The following is an 18226-nucleotide window of genomic DNA, read 5'->3' as shown; positions in this document are numbered from 1 at the left end:
CTAGTGCGATCGCTCACCGTATTTGCGACAGCAGCACGATAAAATTCTAAAACTATAATCGTAATAAAAGGTCTAAATGGCAGAAACACTATTCTTCAACGCCTTACGCGAAGCTATTGATGAAGAAATGGCGCGTGACTCCAGCGTATTCGTTCTCGGTGAAGATGTCGGACACTACGGCGGTTCCTATAAAGTTACCAAAGACCTGTACCAAAAATATGGCGAACTCCGCATTCTAGACACCCCCATTGCCGAAAATAGCTTTACCGGCATGGCAGTGGGAGCAGCAATGACAGGGTTGCGTCCCATCATTGAAGGCATGAATATGGGCTTTTTACTGCTCGCCTTCAACCAAATATCCAACAACGCTGGGATGCTGCGCTATACTTCTGGCGGTAACTTCAAAATTCCGATGGTAATTCGTGGCCCTGGCGGTGTCGGACGGCAGCTAGGCGCAGAACATTCCCAACGACTAGAAACTTACTTCCAAGCTGTGCCAGGGTTGAAAATTGTTGCCTGCTCCACACCAAGAAACGCTAAAGGATTGCTGAAATCCGCTATCCGCGATGATAACCCCGTGTTGTTCTTTGAACACGTTTTGCTTTACAACTTGAAAGAAGATTTACCAGAAGAAGAATATTTACTACCCCTAGATAAAGCAGAAATGGTGCGTGAGGGAAAAGATGTCACAATTATTACTTACTCTCGAATGCGGCATCATGTGCTACAAGCAGTAAAAACTCTTGAAAAACAAGGATATGATCCAGAAGTTATCGATTTAATATCTCTCAAACCATTAGATTTTGATACAATTGGTGCATCAGTACGTAAAACCCATAAAGTCATTGTTGTAGAAGAATCGATGCGAACTGCGGGTATTGGAGCAGAAGTTATTGCCTCAATCAACGATCGCTTATTCGATGAATTAGATGCGCCAGTACTGCGCCTGTCTTCCCAAGATATCCCCACACCTTACAACGGCAACTTAGAACGACTAACAATCATCCAACCAGAGCAAATCGTAGAAGCTGTGGAAAAAATGGTAGCGTTGCGAGTATAGGCAGTAACGAATAGGGAGTAGGGAATAGGTAATAAATTCAACCCCTACTCCCCACTCCCCACTCCCTACTCCCCATTTCCCAACTCATAACTCCATAAAAGAGCGCTATTATAGCCTTTGTCAGTTGCGAGTTATGGTATGCAAAGACAGCGATCGCTATTAATTTTGATTTTAGTCCTGATAATTGCCGCTATTACGGTGATTGCCACAATTCCGATACCTCTTGGGCTGGACTTGCGCGGAGGCTCACAGCTCACAATTCAGGTGAAACCATCAGCAGATATTCCCAAAATCACCGAACGAGAATTGGAAGGTGTGAAGAAAGTTGTCGAAGGCCGGATTAATGGTCTGGGTGTTTCTGAGCCAGTGATCCAAACAGTTAGCTCAGATAAAATCTTGGTGCAACTACCAGGAGTAAACGATCCGGCGCAAGCTGAACGGGTGCTAGGCGGTACGGCGCAGTTAGAATTTCGTACCCAAAAGGCGAATACAGAAACTCAACTGCTTGCTTTCCAAGCATCTAGAGCCGAATTGAAAGCCAAGCAAGAAGAGTTAAAAAAGAGTGCAGATAAAGCAGCAATTGTCAAGAATCAAGAAGATTTACAAAAAAATAATCAAGCGATCGCAGAATTGTTTGAAAGCACCAATCCACCCCTAATTGGCAAATACCTCAAGGATGCCTATGGTGAACCCAGTCAAGGTAACAACTGGCATGTTGCCATTCGCTTCGACCAAGTGGGTGGTCAACTGTTTGCCGATTTGACAAAAAATCTTGCCGGTACTGGGCGTAGCATTGGTGTTTTTCTGGACAATGAACTGATCAGCGCTCCTACCGTGGGTATAGAATTTGCCGCCACTGGTATTACTGGTGGCTCTGCCATAATTACAGGAAGGTTTACCGCCCAACAAGCCAATGATTTAGGCGTGCAGCTACGTGGTGGCGCATTACCCGTACCAGTAGAAATAGTTGAAAACCGTACCGTCGGTGCAACTTTAGGTAAAGATAGTATTCAACGCAGTATTTATGCTGGTATCGGCGGATTGCTGTTAGTATTAATTTTCATGTTAGTTTACTACCGATTACCAGGGTTAATTGCCGACTTTTCTTTAATTATCTATGCGCTATTGACCTATGCCACCTTCGCTTTGCTAGGCATTACATTAACTCTCCCCGGTATTGCTGGGTTTATCCTTAGTATCGGCATGGCAGTTGATGCTAACGTATTGATTTTTGAGCGCACCCGTGAAGAATTACGTGGTGGTAAAAGTTTATATCGTTCTGTAGAGTCAGGATTCTACCGAGCTTGGTCTAGCATTTTAGATAGTCATGTCACATCATTAATTTCTTGTGCAGCACTGTTTTTCTTAGGAGCAGGTTTAGTTAAAGGCTTTGCTTTAACATTAGCGCTAGGGTTAGGGGTGAATTTGTTTACTGCCATTACTTGTAGTCGCACGCTGCTGTTCTTAACATTGGGATTTCCTAACTTGCGTAAGCCAGAGTTGTTTTGTCCCAATCTCTCAACGTCAATTAAGTCTCGTGCGGAGGTGCAGTCATGAAATTTAGTGTCATCAAACGTCGGAGACTTTGGTGGACAGTTTCTGCCACGCTAATAATCGTTAGCATTGTGGCAATGGTGATTTCTTGGCAACAACTAGGCGCACCACTACGTCCCAGTTTAGATTTTGTTGGTGGTACGCGACTACAATTTGAACGCGATTGTACACAACCAAACAGCTGTACTCAACCGATTAATATTTCTGATGTCAGAGAAGTAGTTGACGCCGAGAAGCTAAATAATAGTAGCATCCAAATTGTTGGTCAAAAACAACAGGGAATATCCATTCGGACAAAGACATTAAATGTCGATCAACGCACCCAGTTGCAAACAGCTTTGAGTGAAAAAATTGGAGTCTTTAACCCAAAAGGCACTCAAATTGATACCGTTGGACCAACACTTGGCCGTCAGTTATTTTCTCAAGGGTTATTAGCTCTGGTTGTCTCCTTTGCTGGGATCGTTATCTATTTAAGTGTGCGGTTCCAGCTGGACTATGCGGTAATTGCAATTATTGCTTTGTTCCATGATGTTTTGATTACGTTGGGTGCTTTCTCCATCTTAGGATTAGTAGTAGGTATTGAAGTTGATAGCCTTTTCGTCGTTGCTATTTTGACTATTACTGGTTTCTCGGTAACAGATACCGTGGTCATCTACGATCGCATTCGGGAAATACTAAATCAACATCCTGGCGATCGCATTGAGAAAGTTGTTGATGATGCAACCAATCAAACTTTAACGCGATCGATTAATACCACGTTAACCGTTTTGCTAACATTATTTTCCCTGTTTCTATTTGGTGGCGAAACCTTGAGAAACTTCGCCCTGGCCTTAATTATTGGATTTACAATGGGTGCATATTCAAGTATTTTCATCGCCAGTACTCTCCTTGCTTGGTGGCGAGAGCGCAGGGGTGAATCTCAGAGGCTAGACAACGCAGAGCCGATTGATACATCTGCCAGTTCTCAGGATGGTTAAACTTGTGTATATTTCACAATTGGGTAAAAGCATTTTGAATTGCTCACCCACACCTTGCAATTTTATTCACCTATGGATCAACCCGAAGAACCATTAACTCCTGTCCCAGATGATAAATCTGACCCATCCTTTGCTCAACAAGTACAAAAGCTACATCAGCTAACAATATATGGCAGGTGGCTGTTTGTGGGCTGTTTATGGCTGACGATTGCGCCTGTCTCCTTGTGGGGTCTACGTACAGAAATTTCTCTGTGGCAACAATATTTTACTTGGGTAGCGGTGCGATATGGACTCTTCTACCATCCACTGTCTACCTTTGGTTTAGCCTTTTGTATTGGAATGACTACTGCTGTTTTAGTTTGGCAAAGTCGAAATATCTTACTCGGACTGCCAGAACAGGAAAAACAACGTTTAGAAAAACAAGTTTATCGGATACGTCAGCAGGGGCCAACTCATCCTTTATGGAAGTGGGTTTGTCATTAAATATTGGGATAGATGATTAAACTTTCTTTCTCGTTGCATATACATCTACACGTACAGCATTTTCTAGCAAAATATGGCTTAAATATACAAAGATATTGCCAAAAGTGGATGCCATAATGAACAAGTCTCAGATTCAATTTAGCGATTGCAAGTCTGAAATTGACCTTTACCAACTTCAAGAACTGTTAAACGTTTCAGCTTTCTGGGCAAAAGGTCGCAGTATTGAAGATTTAGGTATAGCCATTGCCAACAGTGAGCCAGTGATTTTTGTCTGCGATCGCGATCGACTCATTGGCTTTGCTAGAGCAACATCTGATGCTATATATCGCGCCACAATCTGGGATGTTGTGATTCATCCAGAGTATCAAAGTAGTGGGCTGGGAAGCAAATTAGTAGAAACCGTTTTGAGTCATCCCCGCATGAGGTCGGTTGAGCGCGTTTACTTGATGACTACTCACCAGCAGGGTTTCTACAAAAAAATTGGTTTTCAACCCAATACCACTACTACGATGGTGTTACACAACCAACCTAACCTTGCTTTTGTTCCTACTACGGAAGTTCACTTTCAGGAATCACTAGGGGGATAGAGATTTGTAGTCTGCTAATCTCCTGATGTGGTTCCTTCGTAATAATAGTCGAGGGCAGGATTTCTAACTTACCTCCCATAACTTTCACCAGAGTTTGATTGATTAATAGTCTCATTCCTGGGGAAAGAGCAGCGTTTTCTTGGCCAATACCGGGTGGCTGATCTTCAGATTTAATTAAATCAATCGGTTCGCTCCAGGGTATGGCATGGGTTGGTACATCGAACCAAATGTTTACAAAATTACTTGTAGGCACTGTGTTGCTGGAAATACAGATGCTGCCTTCCTCCATTTGAGTAATGGCAGTGTCTATTAAACTTATCAATATTTGGCGGAGCCAGAGGAAATCTGCCAAAACATAAATTTCTGGGTCGGCGGGTAAAAATTGCAAGGAAAGATTGCGATTGGCCGCCAGCATATAAGTTAATTCATAAACTTCCTCCAAAACTTGGGCTAATGATCCAGGCTGAATATCTAATTTATTAGTACCGTGTTCAGTTCTAGCAACGGTGAGAATTTCATCCATCAACTTGAGTAGCTTCAGCGTTCGTTCGTAAGCTTGGGCAATAAATTCTCGCTCTTCAGCCGGATCTTCACAGAGATCCGACAAAATTAACTGATGTAAACCTATCAAACCACTGAGGGGCGATCGCAATTCATGGGTAGTCCGCGCCAAAAAACCACCTTTAAACTGGCTCATTTCCCTTGCCATAAGGTATGCCAGGTGAGTTTGCTGTAGCTGTTGCGATATGGGTGGCATCTCCTGTTGATCTAATGGCGCTACTGGGGATGAGCTTGATGAAACATTAAGCGATGCCTGCTTTGGGCGTAGCCATCGCACAAATAACTGACGGAAAACCATACCTAGTGCTATTCCTGCTCCTAGATATATCCAGTTGCTCCAATTCATAATTTGGCAATTATTAACTTGTTAATTGACCACAACAGCACAAACTAAAGTTCCGAATTGTTCAGCTGTTACAACCAGGAAGACAACATTATAGCCACCTATATTTGGTTATCACTCGAAATATCTAACTTTATCGCACCTTGTCGCAAAATCTGCCAATTTATTCCTGTCCATTTAGCAACAGTGGAAGGTACACCCACCCCCGGCATTTCACCCTGGTATTCTAGAGTCAGAACCTTGGGAAACTGAGCCTCAATTTCTGTCATCGTTTGCAAAGGTGGCTGACCAGAAAAATTGGCGCTAGTGGTGGCAAGCGGGCCTGTTTGCGCCAAAATAGATTGAGCGATCGCACTGTTTGGAACTCGAATACCAATTGTTGTTGGATCAATAGGGTTCATAACCTTTGGCACACGATCTGAAGCTGGTAAAACTAATGTCAGCCCTCCTGGCCAATATTTCTCAGCTAGTTCTTGCCAAACTTTATACTCATTCTCATTACCTTTGACATACAACCACAAATCTTCAGCACTAGCAGCCATCAAAATCAAAGGTTTATCCTGACTACGTTGTTTAGCGGTAAAAATTAATCCGGCTTTTTCTGGTATCGCCGCAAGTGCAGGAACAGTATCCGTGGGAAAGCTCACCAAAAGACCGGCGCGTGCGCCAGCTATTAGGTCTGCGAGGTAAACTTGCGTCATCTTACTAAGTAAGTCGAGGAGAACAATTTAATATATATTTTGATTTGAGCTTAAATCAAATTCTTGCATAAGTTAGCCAAAAAGGAAAAGGACTCAAAATCCTTTCCCCCATTTTTGCATAAATATATTTATGCAAGATGTCTAATATTTATCAACCAGTAGCACGATATTTAATTACTCGGTTAAATTAAATATTCAGAGAGAGATGCTCAAATAATCTTAGACATCCTCCAAAATTTAGACTAAAATCAACTAGCAGTTTTTTTCGCTTCAATCATTCCTAGTGTGGGAACTTTAACATCCCAAGCTAAACCTAATACTTCCAGAGTGTGGATTAACCAGTACCCTAAATCAAGTTGCCACCATTGCAACCCAAACTTTGCCGAGTTAGGAAAAGCATGATGATTATTATGCCATGCTTCTCCTCCTGTAGGAATTGCCAGCCAAACATTATTAGTACTCTGCTCACTACTATTGAAGGGGCGACTGCCATACAGATGAGTAATGGAATTAATAGTCCAAGTTAAATGATGTACTACAAAAATTCGCACAAGCCCTCCCCACAAAAGTCCTTGCCATATACCTATCCAAGTACCTGATAAAAGTCCTCCAAGAATAGCTGGAATCAAAAGACCTAAAAAGACCAGAACTAGGTATTGTTGGTTGACTTTTTTGATCAGAGGGTCTTGCAGCAAATCCTTCGCAAACACTGTAGAATTTGTGATTTCGCTGTTCAGCATCCAACCAATATGACTATGCCATATTCCGTTTAAACTTCCCCAAAATCCTCCTTGGTGAAGGTTGGGTGAATGAGTATCTCCTATCTGGTCACTGTATTGATGATGCCGTCTATGATTGCTCACCCAATTAATAACAGGGCCTTGAGCCGCCATAGAACCTAAGATAGCCAAAGCAACTCGAATAGATGGGTGGGTCTTAAAAGTACAGTGAGATAAAAGGCGATGAAAACCTACAGTAATCCCTCCAACCATAGTGAGAAACCAGAAGACCAAAAGCAATGCTAATTCCATGAGATTAATTCCAAAATCCCAAGCGAACTTCAGCGCTATCATTGTCCCGATCAAAGGAATTATGATTGTGGCTATAGCAAAACGCCTTTGTACTTGTTGTAAGTAATCATTTTGGATTATTATCTTTGTTGTTTTGCTTAAAGTCGCCAAACCATGACTTTGATTATCTAACTGCATTAGATTCTACATCCTTCAATCTTGTCTTCACTATTAACTTCGTACCATTTGGCTTAGGTATAAATGGTGAAGGGTGGGATTTGTTCGTTGAGTACCCAGTCACCAACTTCGTGGACTTTGTAGACAACTGGATCGTGCAGAGTATGAGTACGGACGTTGCGCCAGAAGCGATCAAAGCGATATTTTGTCGCAGTAGAACGAGTTCCCATCACTTCAAAAATCTTGCTTGTCACTTCTAATGCCACTCGTGTAGTCAAGACTTTGGCAGTGCTAATACTAACAGCAGTTTCACCGCGTTCGGTGGCTGTCAAGTCTTCTCCCTTTTCCCAGGCAGATTGGAAGACAGAGTTGACATAATCAACATGGCTAATGGTTGAAATCAAACTCACCCAGAGATTACCGTATTGCTCAATAATATAAGGATCTTTAGCTGCCGTGTGGGCAGGTGAAAAAATCCACGGACGGCTTCTTGAGAGTGTATATTGCTTGCCTTCCTCAAAGGCGCCCAGTGCAATTCCCAGATAGAAATTGACAAAGACGGACTGGAAAGCAGGAGTTACCAATGAGGCAAACGAGCTAGGCGCATCGGTAGAGTTAGGATTACCCAGAATCTCATCTCGGTGAATCAAGACATTATTAAAAGTGACGCTACCGCTATCGGTTTGTCGCTGTCCAATGTAATCCCAATCGTCATTGAGAACCACTCCTTCTCGATGGGTGGGAACAATGGCAACGGGAAGATTCTCCACCGCTTCCCGATGCTTGGCAACAATGCTAACGGGAAGATTCTCCACATATCCTCGCGCTGCTGTCACTACAATGATGTCGGAGCCAGTACTGCCTGTGGCAAAGTTTTTAGTACCATTGAGCCGGAAATTTTTTCCATCTGCTGTTAGCACCAACTTAGGATCTCGTGGATTAACAGCATCACCCCAAAACCAGTTGTTGCGAGTAGTTTCGCTGTAAAATCGGGCTTTTTGTTCGGGAGTCCCATTTAGTTCAGGGATGACAGAATTGACATAGTGATACCCCAAAAGTTGACCAAGGGAGCCATCCGCTTTGGCAATTTCTCGTACAACTTTGAGGGCTGTAACCCAAGTTTGACCAAATCCACCATATTGTTCTGGGATTAGGAGTTTAAGCAGACCACTTTCGCGCAGACGATTTAGTTCGGCGGTCGGACTACCACCTTTGGCATCTCGTTCGACTGCTGTTTTAGCAAACTCCTTTCCTAATGATGCAGCTAGAGCAATGTAGTCTTTTGTTTCTTGTAAAGTAGATAAAACCATTTCCAGCATCTCCATAAAATTCGTACTAAAACTATTCGCTTAAATGTTGTGCAAGAGATGCGATCGTCGGGTAATCCCAAACTAGCCTTAGCTCTAGCTCTTTTCCTAGCCAATCTGCTAAATCTCCGGTTAAAACCACCGCTACCGACGAATCTAAACCATAACGGGCAAAAGTGGTTTCTACATTTACTTGTTCGGGTTCGATTTCTAGCAAATCTGCTAGATAAGAAATCAACCATTCTTTGATTTCTGTAGTAGATACTTTCAAAGATTCAGTTTTTTGAGAAAGCATACATCCTCCAAAATTTAGACTAAAATCAGCTAGCAGTTTTTTTCGCTTCAATCATTCCTAGTGTGGGAACTTTAACATCCCAAGCTAAACCTAATACTTCCAGAGTGTGGATTAACCAGTACCCTAAATCAATTTGCCACCATTGCAACCCAAACTTTGCTGAGTTAGGAAAAGCATGATGATTGTTATGCCATCCTTCTCCTCCTGTAGGAATTGCCAGCCAAACATTATTAGTACTCTGTTCACTAGTATTGAAAGGGTGACTACCATACAGATGAACAATGGAGTTAAGACACCAAGTTAAATGATGCACTACAAAAATTCGCACAAGCCCTCCCCACAAAAATCCTTGCCCTAAACCTATCCAAGTACCTGATAAAAGTCCTCCAAGAATAGCTGGAATCAAAAGACCTAAAAAAACAAAAATTAGGTATTGTTGATTGACTTTTTTCATCACAGGGTCTTGCAGCAAATCCTTCGCAAACACTGTAGAATTTGTGATTTCGCCGTTAAGTATCCAGCCAACATGGCTATGCCATATTCCGTTTAAACTTCCCCAAAATCCTCCTTGGTGAAGGTTGGGTGAATGAGTATCTCCTATCTGGTCGCTGTATTGATGATGCCGTCTATGATTGCTCACCCAATTAATAACAGGGCCTTGAGCCGCCATAGAACCCAAGATAGCCAAAGCAACTCGTACAGATGGGTGGGTCTTAAAAGCACAGTGACATAAAAGCCGATGATTACCTACAGTCACCCCCCCAATCATAGTGAGAAACCAGAAAACCAAAAGCAATGCTAATTCCATGAGATTAATTCCAAAATCCCAAGCGAATTTGAGCGCTATTAGTGTCCCGATCAAAGGAATGATAATAGTGGCGGCAGCAAACCGCTTTTGGACTGTTTGTAAGTAATCATTTTTGATTGTGATTTTTGCTTCTTTAGTTGAAGTCAACAAAGAAGGATTTTGATTATTTAACTGCATGAGCTTTTACATCCTCATTCAATCCTTCAAAGTTAGGCTTTTTTACAGAGATATTCATCCAGTTCATCTTCTTCTCCAGCTAAACCTTGCTCGATATCACCAATTTTTTCTGCATACTGATTAATCAGACTTTCCACCTGATTAATATCTAGTAAAGTCTGGTCATAGATATTTCCTGTAAGAGCATTAGCTATCTTTGTCTGAAAATATTGTTGACCCCACTTTTCGACACGTTGTAATTCATCTGTCGGTTCATGATATGACTTTTGTATGCAAGCAACCACAAATGCCCATGCAGCTACGTCACCCAACTTCTGGGATAAGATTTTAGTTAATTTCTTATTACTGTTCCCAGATAGGTTTTTATTTTTGAGGTAAGAAGCACAAGATTCAGCCGTCTGTTGCAATTGTTCGCTGATTTTTGTCGCTCCTAGAAACTCATTAAGAGATGAACAAACTTGAGGTATTTGGTATAAAGTTAATAAACCCAAATGCATCTGTAAAGTTTCAGTTGGCCCCTCAAAAATCCGAAACAAACGAGCATCCCTTAAGATTTGGGGCGCAATATTAGATTCGATATAACCCCGTCCACCTAGTAGCTGAACCAGATTATCTGCTGCTTGCCACATTAATTCTGGTGCGATAATCTTAGCGACAAGATAAGCTTCTAAAGGAACAGGTTTCTCTTCATCTAGGGATGTTGCAATGTTTTTTACCAAGCACTCAACTGCACCAATTGCTGCTGTTAAATCACTCAGACGTTGTAAAGTAATCTGTTGATTTATTAGCCGTTCTATACCAATTGAGCGCCGATTAGCATAACGAAGCATGAGTTGGGCGCAGTGTTTCATTCCTCCAATACAGGTTGCAGAAATTCCCAATCTCGCTAGTTGCATTGCGTCCTGGGCTACTTCAAAACCAGAACCAATTTCGCCTAAAATATTTTCATGATTGACTTTTACCTGCTCAAGGTGAATAGTATTCTGAACCATACCTCGCATTCCCATCGTCAGAGCTTCAGTACCTTGGCTCAATCCTTGAGCATTTTCGGGAATGGTAAATGCTGTGATTCCCAAAGATTCGCCTTGTTCATCTACAACATGAGCAAAAATATTGATCGCATTTGACCAAGATGCAGAACCGCTCCAAATTTTGGTGCCGCTAAGTAACCAGCCACCATTTCCATCTGGATGGGCTTCAGCCTTGATTCCTCTAGGATTAGATCCCGCAGATGGTTCGGTAATAGCAAAGGCTGCTAAATCTCTCCCTTGGGCTAAATTTTTGAGATAGGTTTCTTTAATCTCAGGTGTACCATACTTAAGGATTGGGTAGATTCCGAGAAAATTGTTTACACCAACAAATGAAGCTAAGTTGAGATCAATAGCTGCAAGTTGTTCCATCACTTGCAACATATCACTGTAACTTAAGCCAAGACCCCCGGATGCTTGAGGGACAATCATTCCCAACAAGCCTTTTTTGCCAAAGTCTAGAACGACGTGAGGAGTTATACACCGTCGCTCGTCCATAAGTCTAGAATTGATTCGTCTTTGGGCATAGTCACGTAACCAATGGATGACTTGCTCTGCACGTTGACGACTTGAACTCTCTAAAGACTGATGACTATTTAACTGCATTAGCTTTTGTGCCGTCCTGAATATTTACTTTTTGAGAATCAGGATTAGCTTGCTGCACTTTTACTAAGAGTGAGTTGACATCAACTTGCAACTTTTGAAACTGGGCTTGATGCTGAAGAGTTCCACTACAGTGCGCCACCACATTCAAACTGCCATCTAGAAACCCACGCCGACAGGCATGACGCTGAATTTTCCCGCTAGATGTCTTGGGAATACTCCCAGGTTTAATTAAAACTGTGGCATACACTTGTAAACCGTGATCGTTGATTACTGCTTCAGTGATATTGCCGACGACTTCTTGAATATCCAACCGCCTTAAATAGGTTCGTTCTACCTCTTGAACAACAATTAATCGCTGTTGTCCCTTCTGATCTACAGTGAAGGCTGCTCCACAATGCGATCGCAATCCTAGATGACTCTTTTGAACTGTTAACTCAATATCCTGGGGATAATGATTTTGTCCTCGGATGATAATCACATCTTTTAGTCGTCCGGTAACAAACAGTTCGCCATCTTGCAAAAATCCCAAGTCACCCGTGCAAAGAAACGGCCCTGACGCTCGATGACTCGCTAACGCTTCGCTATTGCGATCGCTAACTCCTGTATCCCCCAGATAACCTTGAAAAGTTTCGGCAGTTTGCTCTGGTTGGTTCCAATAGCCAGCAGCCACAGAAGAACCTGATACCCAAATCTCCCCCACCTTACCAGGAGGACACTGAGTTAAAGATTCGCGATCGACAATGACGATTTTCTCATCTAACCAGGTACGACCACAGCCCACAATTGTTTTGGTACCTTCCCCAGGTTCAGCCGCCACCACTCGATTTTCCTCAAGGGCTGCTCCTTCAACTTGGTACAGAATCGGGGAAGCTGTTTTTAAACCTCCAGAAACGAATAAAGTTGCTTCAGCCATCCCATAACAGGGGTAAAAAGCTTCTCGACGGAAACCACAAGGAGCGAAATAGTTAGCAAATAGCTCCATTGTCTCGGCACGGACTGGTTCGGCTCCATTGAAAGCAACTTCCCAACTGCTTAAATCAAGACTAGAAAGCTGTTCAGGAGTAATCTTGCGAACGCACAAATCATAAGCAAAATCTGGCCCGCCACTAGTAGTGGCTTTGTAACGAGAAATAGCTTGCAACCAGGAAAAAGGCTTTTGCAGGAAAGCTACTGGTGACATCAAAATAGACGGGATACCCAAATATAGAGGCTGCAAAACGTTCCCAATCAGTCCCATATCGTGGAATAAGGGCAGCCAACCGACAAAAATTGTTTTATCTGTATGTCCGAAACCCATTCTGATGGATCTCTGGTTGCACAGTAAATTTCCATGAGTGATCATCACTCCCTTCGGCGTTCCCGTAGAGCCGGAAGTGTATTGCAGAAATGCCAGAGTGTCTCTCTCTAGTTTTGGTTTTTGCCAATCTGAACTGAGATTGCTGTCAATGCAATCAGTATTTAACCAGCGCATAGTTGGCAATTCTGGATTTTCGACCGTTAACAAGGATTTTGTGGTCAAGACTACCTTGGCTTGGGCATCTTTAGCGATCGCCTGCAACCTGAGCAAGTTCATATTGGCTCGCGGTGGATAAGCGGGAACTGCTATAACACCCGCATATAAACAGCCAAAGAAGGCGCTAATGAATTCTAGACCGGGTGGATATAACAGCAAAGCGCGTTCGCCAGGAGATACTAGAGACTGAAGATGGCTAGCGAGCGATCGCGCTTGCAGGTCTAATTCTCCATAAGTTAGACTGTTTTCTTCAGTTTCTCCATCTTTGAGAAATATATAAGCCTTTTGCTGAGGCTGATTTTTAGCTCTGTAGCTCAGTAATTCTATTAAATTTGAAAATTTGTCAAGAGGGTTTTGGAGATCAGCCAAACAAATAGTCATAAGCCAATTTCACAGTTTACACAGTAACGTCAAAATAATTCGTAATTGTTACCCCACGACTAAAGTCGCTTGCTCTGAAAAAAAGGAATTATGTTTTTTTATCTCCATCAATAAATTGATTTGCTCTGATTTGCTCTGTACCATTAATTACGAATTAGTAATTATTTGGTCATCTGTATGGGTTTATCAGCTACAGGCATTTATCGGATGATGCCAAATTCACGATCCAACTTTTGGAAAACGTGAATAAATGTATCTAAATCTTCATGTGTATGGGTTGCCATGACACTGATTCGCAGTCTTTGGGCATTCAGAGGAACAGCAGGGTACTCGACCGAATTCACAAAGATGCCTTCTTGGTGAAATCTCCAGGCAAGAGTGCGAATTTCGACTTCCGCCGGGATTCTCACTGGTATGATTGCAGAATCGCTGCTAGCTTGAAATCCTGCCGCTTGGAGTTGCTGCAATAAGTAAGTGCTATTGGCTCGAAGTTGACTAACACGCTCCGGCTCACGCTCGATGATATCTAGACCTGCCAAGATAGCCGCAACAACAGGAGCAGGCAAAGATGCCGAGAACATATAAGACCGAGCAAAGAAGCGCAGATACTCGATTACCTCACGACTGGCAGCGATGAAGCCGCCTGTGACACCCAATGCCTTACTGAAAGTCCCCATCGTGACATCAATTCGACCTTTCAGACCAAAGTGTTCATCAGTGCCACCGCCCTTTTTACCCATAACACCAGTGCCGTGTGCATCATCCACGACAAGAATAGCCCCGTAATCGTCGCAAAGTTCACGAATTGCTGGGAGTGCAGCTAAATCGCCATCCATCGAATATACGCCTTCGATAGCCACATAGATTAATCGATTTGATGCTCCTCCAACTTGCTTGCATTTGATCAGACGCTGTTCGAGGTCATCACAATCGTTATGCTTGAAGCTAAAAGCGCGAACCCTGGAACCCATAGAGACAAGCTTAATGGCATCATATAGACTGGCATGGCTTAACTCGTCGCAGATCAAAACATCATCATCACGTAACAGACCATTGACCCACCCTAACTGTGCCTGAAATCCACTGGCAAAAAGGAGAGCATCTTCTGCGCCTTTGAACTGGGCTATACGGGCTTCAAGTTGGCGATGGAGACTACTCATGCCATTGAGTAGAGGTGGCCCACCCATGCCAACACCAAATTCTTCAATAGCTCGTTTTGCTGCTTCTCGAACATAGGGATGGGTGGTCAATCCCAGGTAGTTATTTGCTCCGAACATCAGCATTGACCTGATTTCACCAGTGAGCGGATCTTTAATCAGAGTTCGATTTTCAATCGGCCCAACAACCTCACGAGGGAAATAGGTGAGCATACAGGCATTGGAACCTATGGAGGCATTTGGTGTATGCAACCAATTAGAGCAAGGTTTCACGCGCTCCGCTAAGGATGAACCAATCGTTGGGAAAAAATCTTTGAAGGAAAAATTCTCGGCATGGCTGCTGGTATCTGGTGCAGCCCATATATTCCTAACATCTTCTGGAAATTTATTAGTCTGTTTACTTAACATTGTGAACTCTAACCTACATTTATTTCTCTGTTTTGAGTAAAGCAAATTAACCGCTTAAGTCTTTTAAGCAATAGACTTATTGGGCGAATCAGATTATGCACTGTTCAATAGATAAGTGTTTCGTTACTTTCTGAGTATGCGTTTTGCTTAATAGCCAATAACACAGTTTCAGCACGTTATTTTTAAACAAGCTATATCTATTTTCTTGGTGAAGCTATTAAGAATACCAAGCAATTTTGATTTTAACAAAGGCTATTGCATAGCAAATCTTCCTATGCAATAGCTTAAAAATAACTTGCATATCAAGAAACCTGCTAAAACTAATTTTGCTAAGAAATAGTGTTGTTTTGATTTTGAAGATTAACAAAAAACACCATCAATTACTTTCTATCTAGAGCAATCTTATTTGAAGTTTGAGCATCATAAAACGAGAGAAACTAAATCTCTTTTCCGTTCTAAGTATAAGGCAGGAGGTAAAGCTGCTCACCAAGATGATTTTACTGGTTAGCATTTTACGTTGAATTATGTCCACCTACTTATAAAGTATTTAAGATTGCTGTATAAAAATAATTTAATGAGGGATGCCAGTTGGCCAATATTCTACCCAATTCTCAACTTTAAACATGATTTTAACTAGAAGAGAATGCATATAAATAGAAATACTCTTTTCTAATGAAAGATTAACCACAAAAAGTGCTTCCTCTGCTCTAAAACTACCAACATCTAAATATTTTTAGATGTCTGGTAAATTTGGATTAAGGTGAATTCTTAATCTGAAATTAAAGCTATCATTGTTTTTTTTTGTTGTCAATGAATAAAAGCTAAATAAAAGCAGTTAAACAAAGCGTTTAGATAAAAATATATAGGTAGATATAGATACTGAATCTCGCTAGATATATATCACAAGCACATAACTAGTTGTGACAAATTGCCGATTTTTTGTGCTAATCTAAAAAAATGGCTAATAGTAAAAATATGTCAATAACTGTACGCCCGCTCATTTTAAGATGGCAAAATAAATTAGTGCCTTGAGGAAAAAGGAATAGGGGTATTTTTAACCCAATTGCATTACGCTTCAGTAACCAAGGTAGTCTAAGAAGCAGCTGATTGATTCGGGTTTGGCTATGGGGTAAACCGTAGAAATAAATTCTCTTGTAATTGATGAGATTCCAGTGATATTGGAATGGCTCAAATAGATAGAGATAGGCAAATTGAGCAAGGGAAACCCTAACTTTTATAAGCCACAGCAAAGCGTTCAATTCCAGCTAAATCAACGTGAATTTGAATTTTACAATAGCTACCTTGATTTTGTAAAATTTCTCGCACTGCATCCGCCTGTCCTGCCATCATCTCAATCAGCCATACGCCACCAGGTTGCAAATAGCTGGGAGAAATTTCTATCAAATGGCGAATGCAATCTAAGCCATCAGTACCACCATCCAAAGCTAGATGTGGTTCATGGTTAACTACTTCTGGTTGCAGGGTAGGTAAGGTACTGGTAGGTATGTAAGGGGGATTCGACACCATACCACTGAACTGACCTTTGAGAAATGTCAGTGGCTCCCACCAGGAACCTTGATAAAATTTAATCCGGTCAGCAAAACCTAAATTACGGGCGTTGGTTTGGGCGATCGCTAAAGCTTCTAAACTGTAATCAACAGCATGAATTGTTGCTTGTGGCAAGACATCTGCTAGTCCCAAAGCGATCGCTCCACTTCCAGTACCTAAATCAGCCCAGTTCCCTGAAGCATTACTGGCAGATGCTAAAGCTAAATCAATTAATAATTCTGTCTCTGGTCTGGGAATCAAAACCGCACTTGACACTGCAATTTGAAAGTTACGCCAAGGTGTAACTCCGGCAATATACTGCACTGGTAAGCGGTCATTTAATCGCCTCTGCCACAAACGGTCTAACTCTTCTAGAGGCAATTGCAGCTGAATTTGCGGCCAGTTTTTAAAAGACTCCAAACGCAGTGCCAAGCGGTCTAACCCAGCAACTTCGAGCAGCAGCCAATCTACCTCGGCAGGTGAGACATCAGTAGCGATCGCTGCTTGGAGAGCAGTATTGCGCCACTGCCAAAGTTGTAAACCAGATATCAGATGTTTCTCCCCCATGCCTCAATCTTGGAGTGCGTAACCGTTATTTTCTCGGGGCAGCAGCAGGCTTGGCAGCTGGAGATTGATTCGGTGCAAGCGAACGAATAAAATTGATCGACTCCCGCGATGGATAGAGAACAATTTTATTGATACTAGGGTCGGTACTGCTATTTAGAGCTTCCATAACACCGTACAAATCCACCACCTGAATTTCAGTGTTATTTGCTTCCTTGGGCACGGCTTTTTTGAATTCGTCTAACAAAGCCGTTGCCTGCTCTTTCTCAAAAAAGAAAGGGATATACCGCTCTTTGCCGTTGGGGACGGGAATGGTCAAATAGCTATTATCTTTCTTAAATTTGGGTACAAATAAGGGAATACCATTAAATTGCTCCCCTTTTTTACCATTTTGATTCAGCATACTTGTTGCCGAAGCTACTTGTGCTTGCGTCGGTACTAAAGTATAAATTACAGAGTCTGATTTCTTTTTGCTTTCTTGGACTATTTTATAGTAGTCTGCCAAGGACAAAGGTCTTACTTGTAGGGTGCTTGCCAACTGGGGATTTTCTTTTTTGAGCCGATTGTCAAGGAATTTTTGAGCATCTTGCTTGCTAATAAAAAATCCCACTTGCGAGATTGGCTTGGATGCGTTGTTCCTTGAAAGAACTACGAATTCGCCTTTAGGATTGGTGAGCGTAAATACAGGTACTTCTTGGAGCTTTTTCACTACCTGATCTTGTGGTAATGCGATCGCCTCTTGATTGCCTATTCCTGGTAGATTGCCTATTCCTGAAAGCCCTGTTAAAAATACAGTGCCAGCTATACCCAATGTTGCGCCCAAGCGAATAAATGATTTCATGATTGCTCCTCGTATTAATAGTCCAATTAATTAAACAAACGGTTGGATGTTGCACACCACCAACTAGCTTTAGTTATATAGCAATCTATTTCAATTGTGAAAGATTCATTGTGTGAGTTGAGGTTGAGCGTTAAGCGTGA

Annotated in this window: 16 protein-coding genes; 5 read left to right on the top strand and 11 right to left on the bottom strand. The window is 42.1% G+C overall.

All coding sequences use genetic code 11. The features are described from left to right. Positions 1 to 76: 76 nt before the first annotated feature. The 5 genes from V7K25_RS02925 (at position 77) to V7K25_RS02905 (ending at position 4661) form a co-directional block, all read left to right on the top strand. On the top strand, positions 77 to 1060 hold the full coding sequence (locus tag V7K25_RS02925; protein WP_190892814.1) for an alpha-ketoacid dehydrogenase subunit beta: 984 nt from the start codon (positions 77 to 79) through the stop codon (positions 1058 to 1060). 138 nt (positions 1061 to 1198) lie between these two features. Then, on the top strand, positions 1199 to 2617 hold the full coding sequence (gene secD / locus V7K25_RS02920) for a protein translocase subunit SecD (protein WP_335154962.1): 1419 nt from the start codon (positions 1199 to 1201) through the stop codon (positions 2615 to 2617). Beyond that, complete coding sequence (secF, locus tag V7K25_RS02915) at positions 2614 to 3591, top strand: protein translocase subunit SecF (protein WP_335154886.1); 978 nt, start codon at positions 2614 to 2616, stop codon at positions 3589 to 3591. The genes secD and secF overlap by 4 nt, the downstream gene beginning before the upstream one ends. A 72-nt stretch (positions 3592 to 3663) precedes the next feature. After that, entirely contained in the window at positions 3664 to 4074 is a 411-nt protein-coding gene (locus V7K25_RS02910; protein ID WP_335154884.1) for a hypothetical protein, read from the top strand. A 116-nt stretch (positions 4075 to 4190) separates the two neighbouring features. Further along, positions 4191 to 4661, top strand: coding sequence for a GNAT family N-acetyltransferase (locus V7K25_RS02905; RefSeq protein ID WP_335154882.1), 471 nt, complete (start codon positions 4191 to 4193; stop codon positions 4659 to 4661). Here the strand turns inward: V7K25_RS02905 and V7K25_RS02900 are convergent. The 11 genes from V7K25_RS02900 to V7K25_RS02850 all read right to left on the bottom strand — a co-directional run bounded on the left by V7K25_RS02900 (position 4624) and on the right by V7K25_RS02850 (position 18086). Continuing rightward, positions 4624 to 5568 carry a sensor histidine kinase gene (locus V7K25_RS02900; protein WP_335154880.1) on the bottom strand — a complete coding sequence of 315 codons (945 nt, stop codon included), beginning with the start codon at positions 5566 to 5568 and terminating at the stop codon, positions 4624 to 4626. The two genes, V7K25_RS02905 and V7K25_RS02900, sit on opposite strands and share 38 nt — an antisense overlap. A gap of 98 nt (positions 5569 to 5666) precedes the next feature. Beyond that, entirely contained in the window at positions 5667 to 6266 is a 600-nt protein-coding gene (locus V7K25_RS02895; RefSeq protein WP_335154878.1) for an L-threonylcarbamoyladenylate synthase, read from the bottom strand. Between the two features lie 248 nt (positions 6267 to 6514). Then, the gene (locus tag V7K25_RS02890; RefSeq protein WP_335154876.1) at positions 6515 to 7474 is read right to left on the bottom strand and encodes an acyl-CoA desaturase; all 960 of its coding nucleotides are present in this window, start codon (positions 7472 to 7474) and stop codon (positions 6515 to 6517) included. Positions 7475 to 7527: 53 nt separating this feature from the next. After that, the gene (locus V7K25_RS02885) at positions 7528 to 8763 is read right to left on the bottom strand and encodes an acyl-CoA dehydrogenase family protein (protein WP_335154874.1); all 1236 of its coding nucleotides are present in this window, start codon (positions 8761 to 8763) and stop codon (positions 7528 to 7530) included. A gap of 31 nt (positions 8764 to 8794) precedes the next feature. Further along, positions 8795 to 9055 carry an acyl carrier protein gene (locus tag V7K25_RS02880; protein ID WP_335154872.1) on the bottom strand — a complete coding sequence of 87 codons (261 nt, stop codon included), beginning with the start codon at positions 9053 to 9055 and terminating at the stop codon, positions 8795 to 8797. Positions 9056 to 9080: 25 nt separating this feature from the next. Continuing rightward, positions 9081 to 10040, bottom strand: a complete 960-nt coding sequence (locus tag V7K25_RS02875) for an acyl-CoA desaturase (RefSeq protein ID WP_335154870.1) — start codon at positions 10038 to 10040, stop codon at positions 9081 to 9083. A 32-nt stretch (positions 10041 to 10072) separates the two neighbouring features. Beyond that, positions 10073 to 11674 (bottom strand): acyl-CoA dehydrogenase family protein, encoded by a 1602-nt coding sequence (locus V7K25_RS02870; RefSeq protein ID WP_335154868.1) that lies wholly within the window; start codon positions 11672 to 11674, stop codon positions 10073 to 10075. Next, complete coding sequence (locus V7K25_RS02865; RefSeq protein ID WP_335154866.1) at positions 11661 to 13568, bottom strand: fatty acyl-AMP ligase; 1908 nt, start codon at positions 13566 to 13568, stop codon at positions 11661 to 11663. The genes V7K25_RS02870 and V7K25_RS02865 overlap by 14 nt, the downstream gene beginning before the upstream one ends. A gap of 200 nt (positions 13569 to 13768) precedes the next feature. Continuing rightward, positions 13769 to 15133 carry an aminotransferase class I/II-fold pyridoxal phosphate-dependent enzyme gene (locus V7K25_RS02860; RefSeq protein WP_335154864.1) on the bottom strand — a complete coding sequence of 455 codons (1365 nt, stop codon included), beginning with the start codon at positions 15131 to 15133 and terminating at the stop codon, positions 13769 to 13771. Positions 15134 to 16360: 1227 nt separating this feature from the next. After that, positions 16361 to 17248 (bottom strand): peptide chain release factor N(5)-glutamine methyltransferase, encoded by an 888-nt coding sequence (prmC, locus tag V7K25_RS02855; RefSeq protein WP_335154862.1) that lies wholly within the window; start codon positions 17246 to 17248, stop codon positions 16361 to 16363. Positions 17249 to 17273: 25 nt separating this feature from the next. Beyond that, positions 17274 to 18086: a Tic22 family protein gene (locus V7K25_RS02850; protein ID WP_335154860.1), complete on the bottom strand. Its 813-nt coding sequence runs from the start codon at positions 18084 to 18086 to the stop codon at positions 17274 to 17276. Positions 18087 to 18226 lie beyond the last annotated feature (140 nt).

Origin of the sequence: Nostoc sp. (genome assembly GCF_036919495.1) — a bacterium.
Taxonomy (GTDB): Bacteria; Cyanobacteriota; Cyanobacteriia; order Cyanobacteriales; family Nostocaceae; genus Nostoc.
The sequence above is the reverse complement of the archived record's forward strand: the minus strand, read 5'-3'. Positions and strand labels throughout refer to the sequence as shown.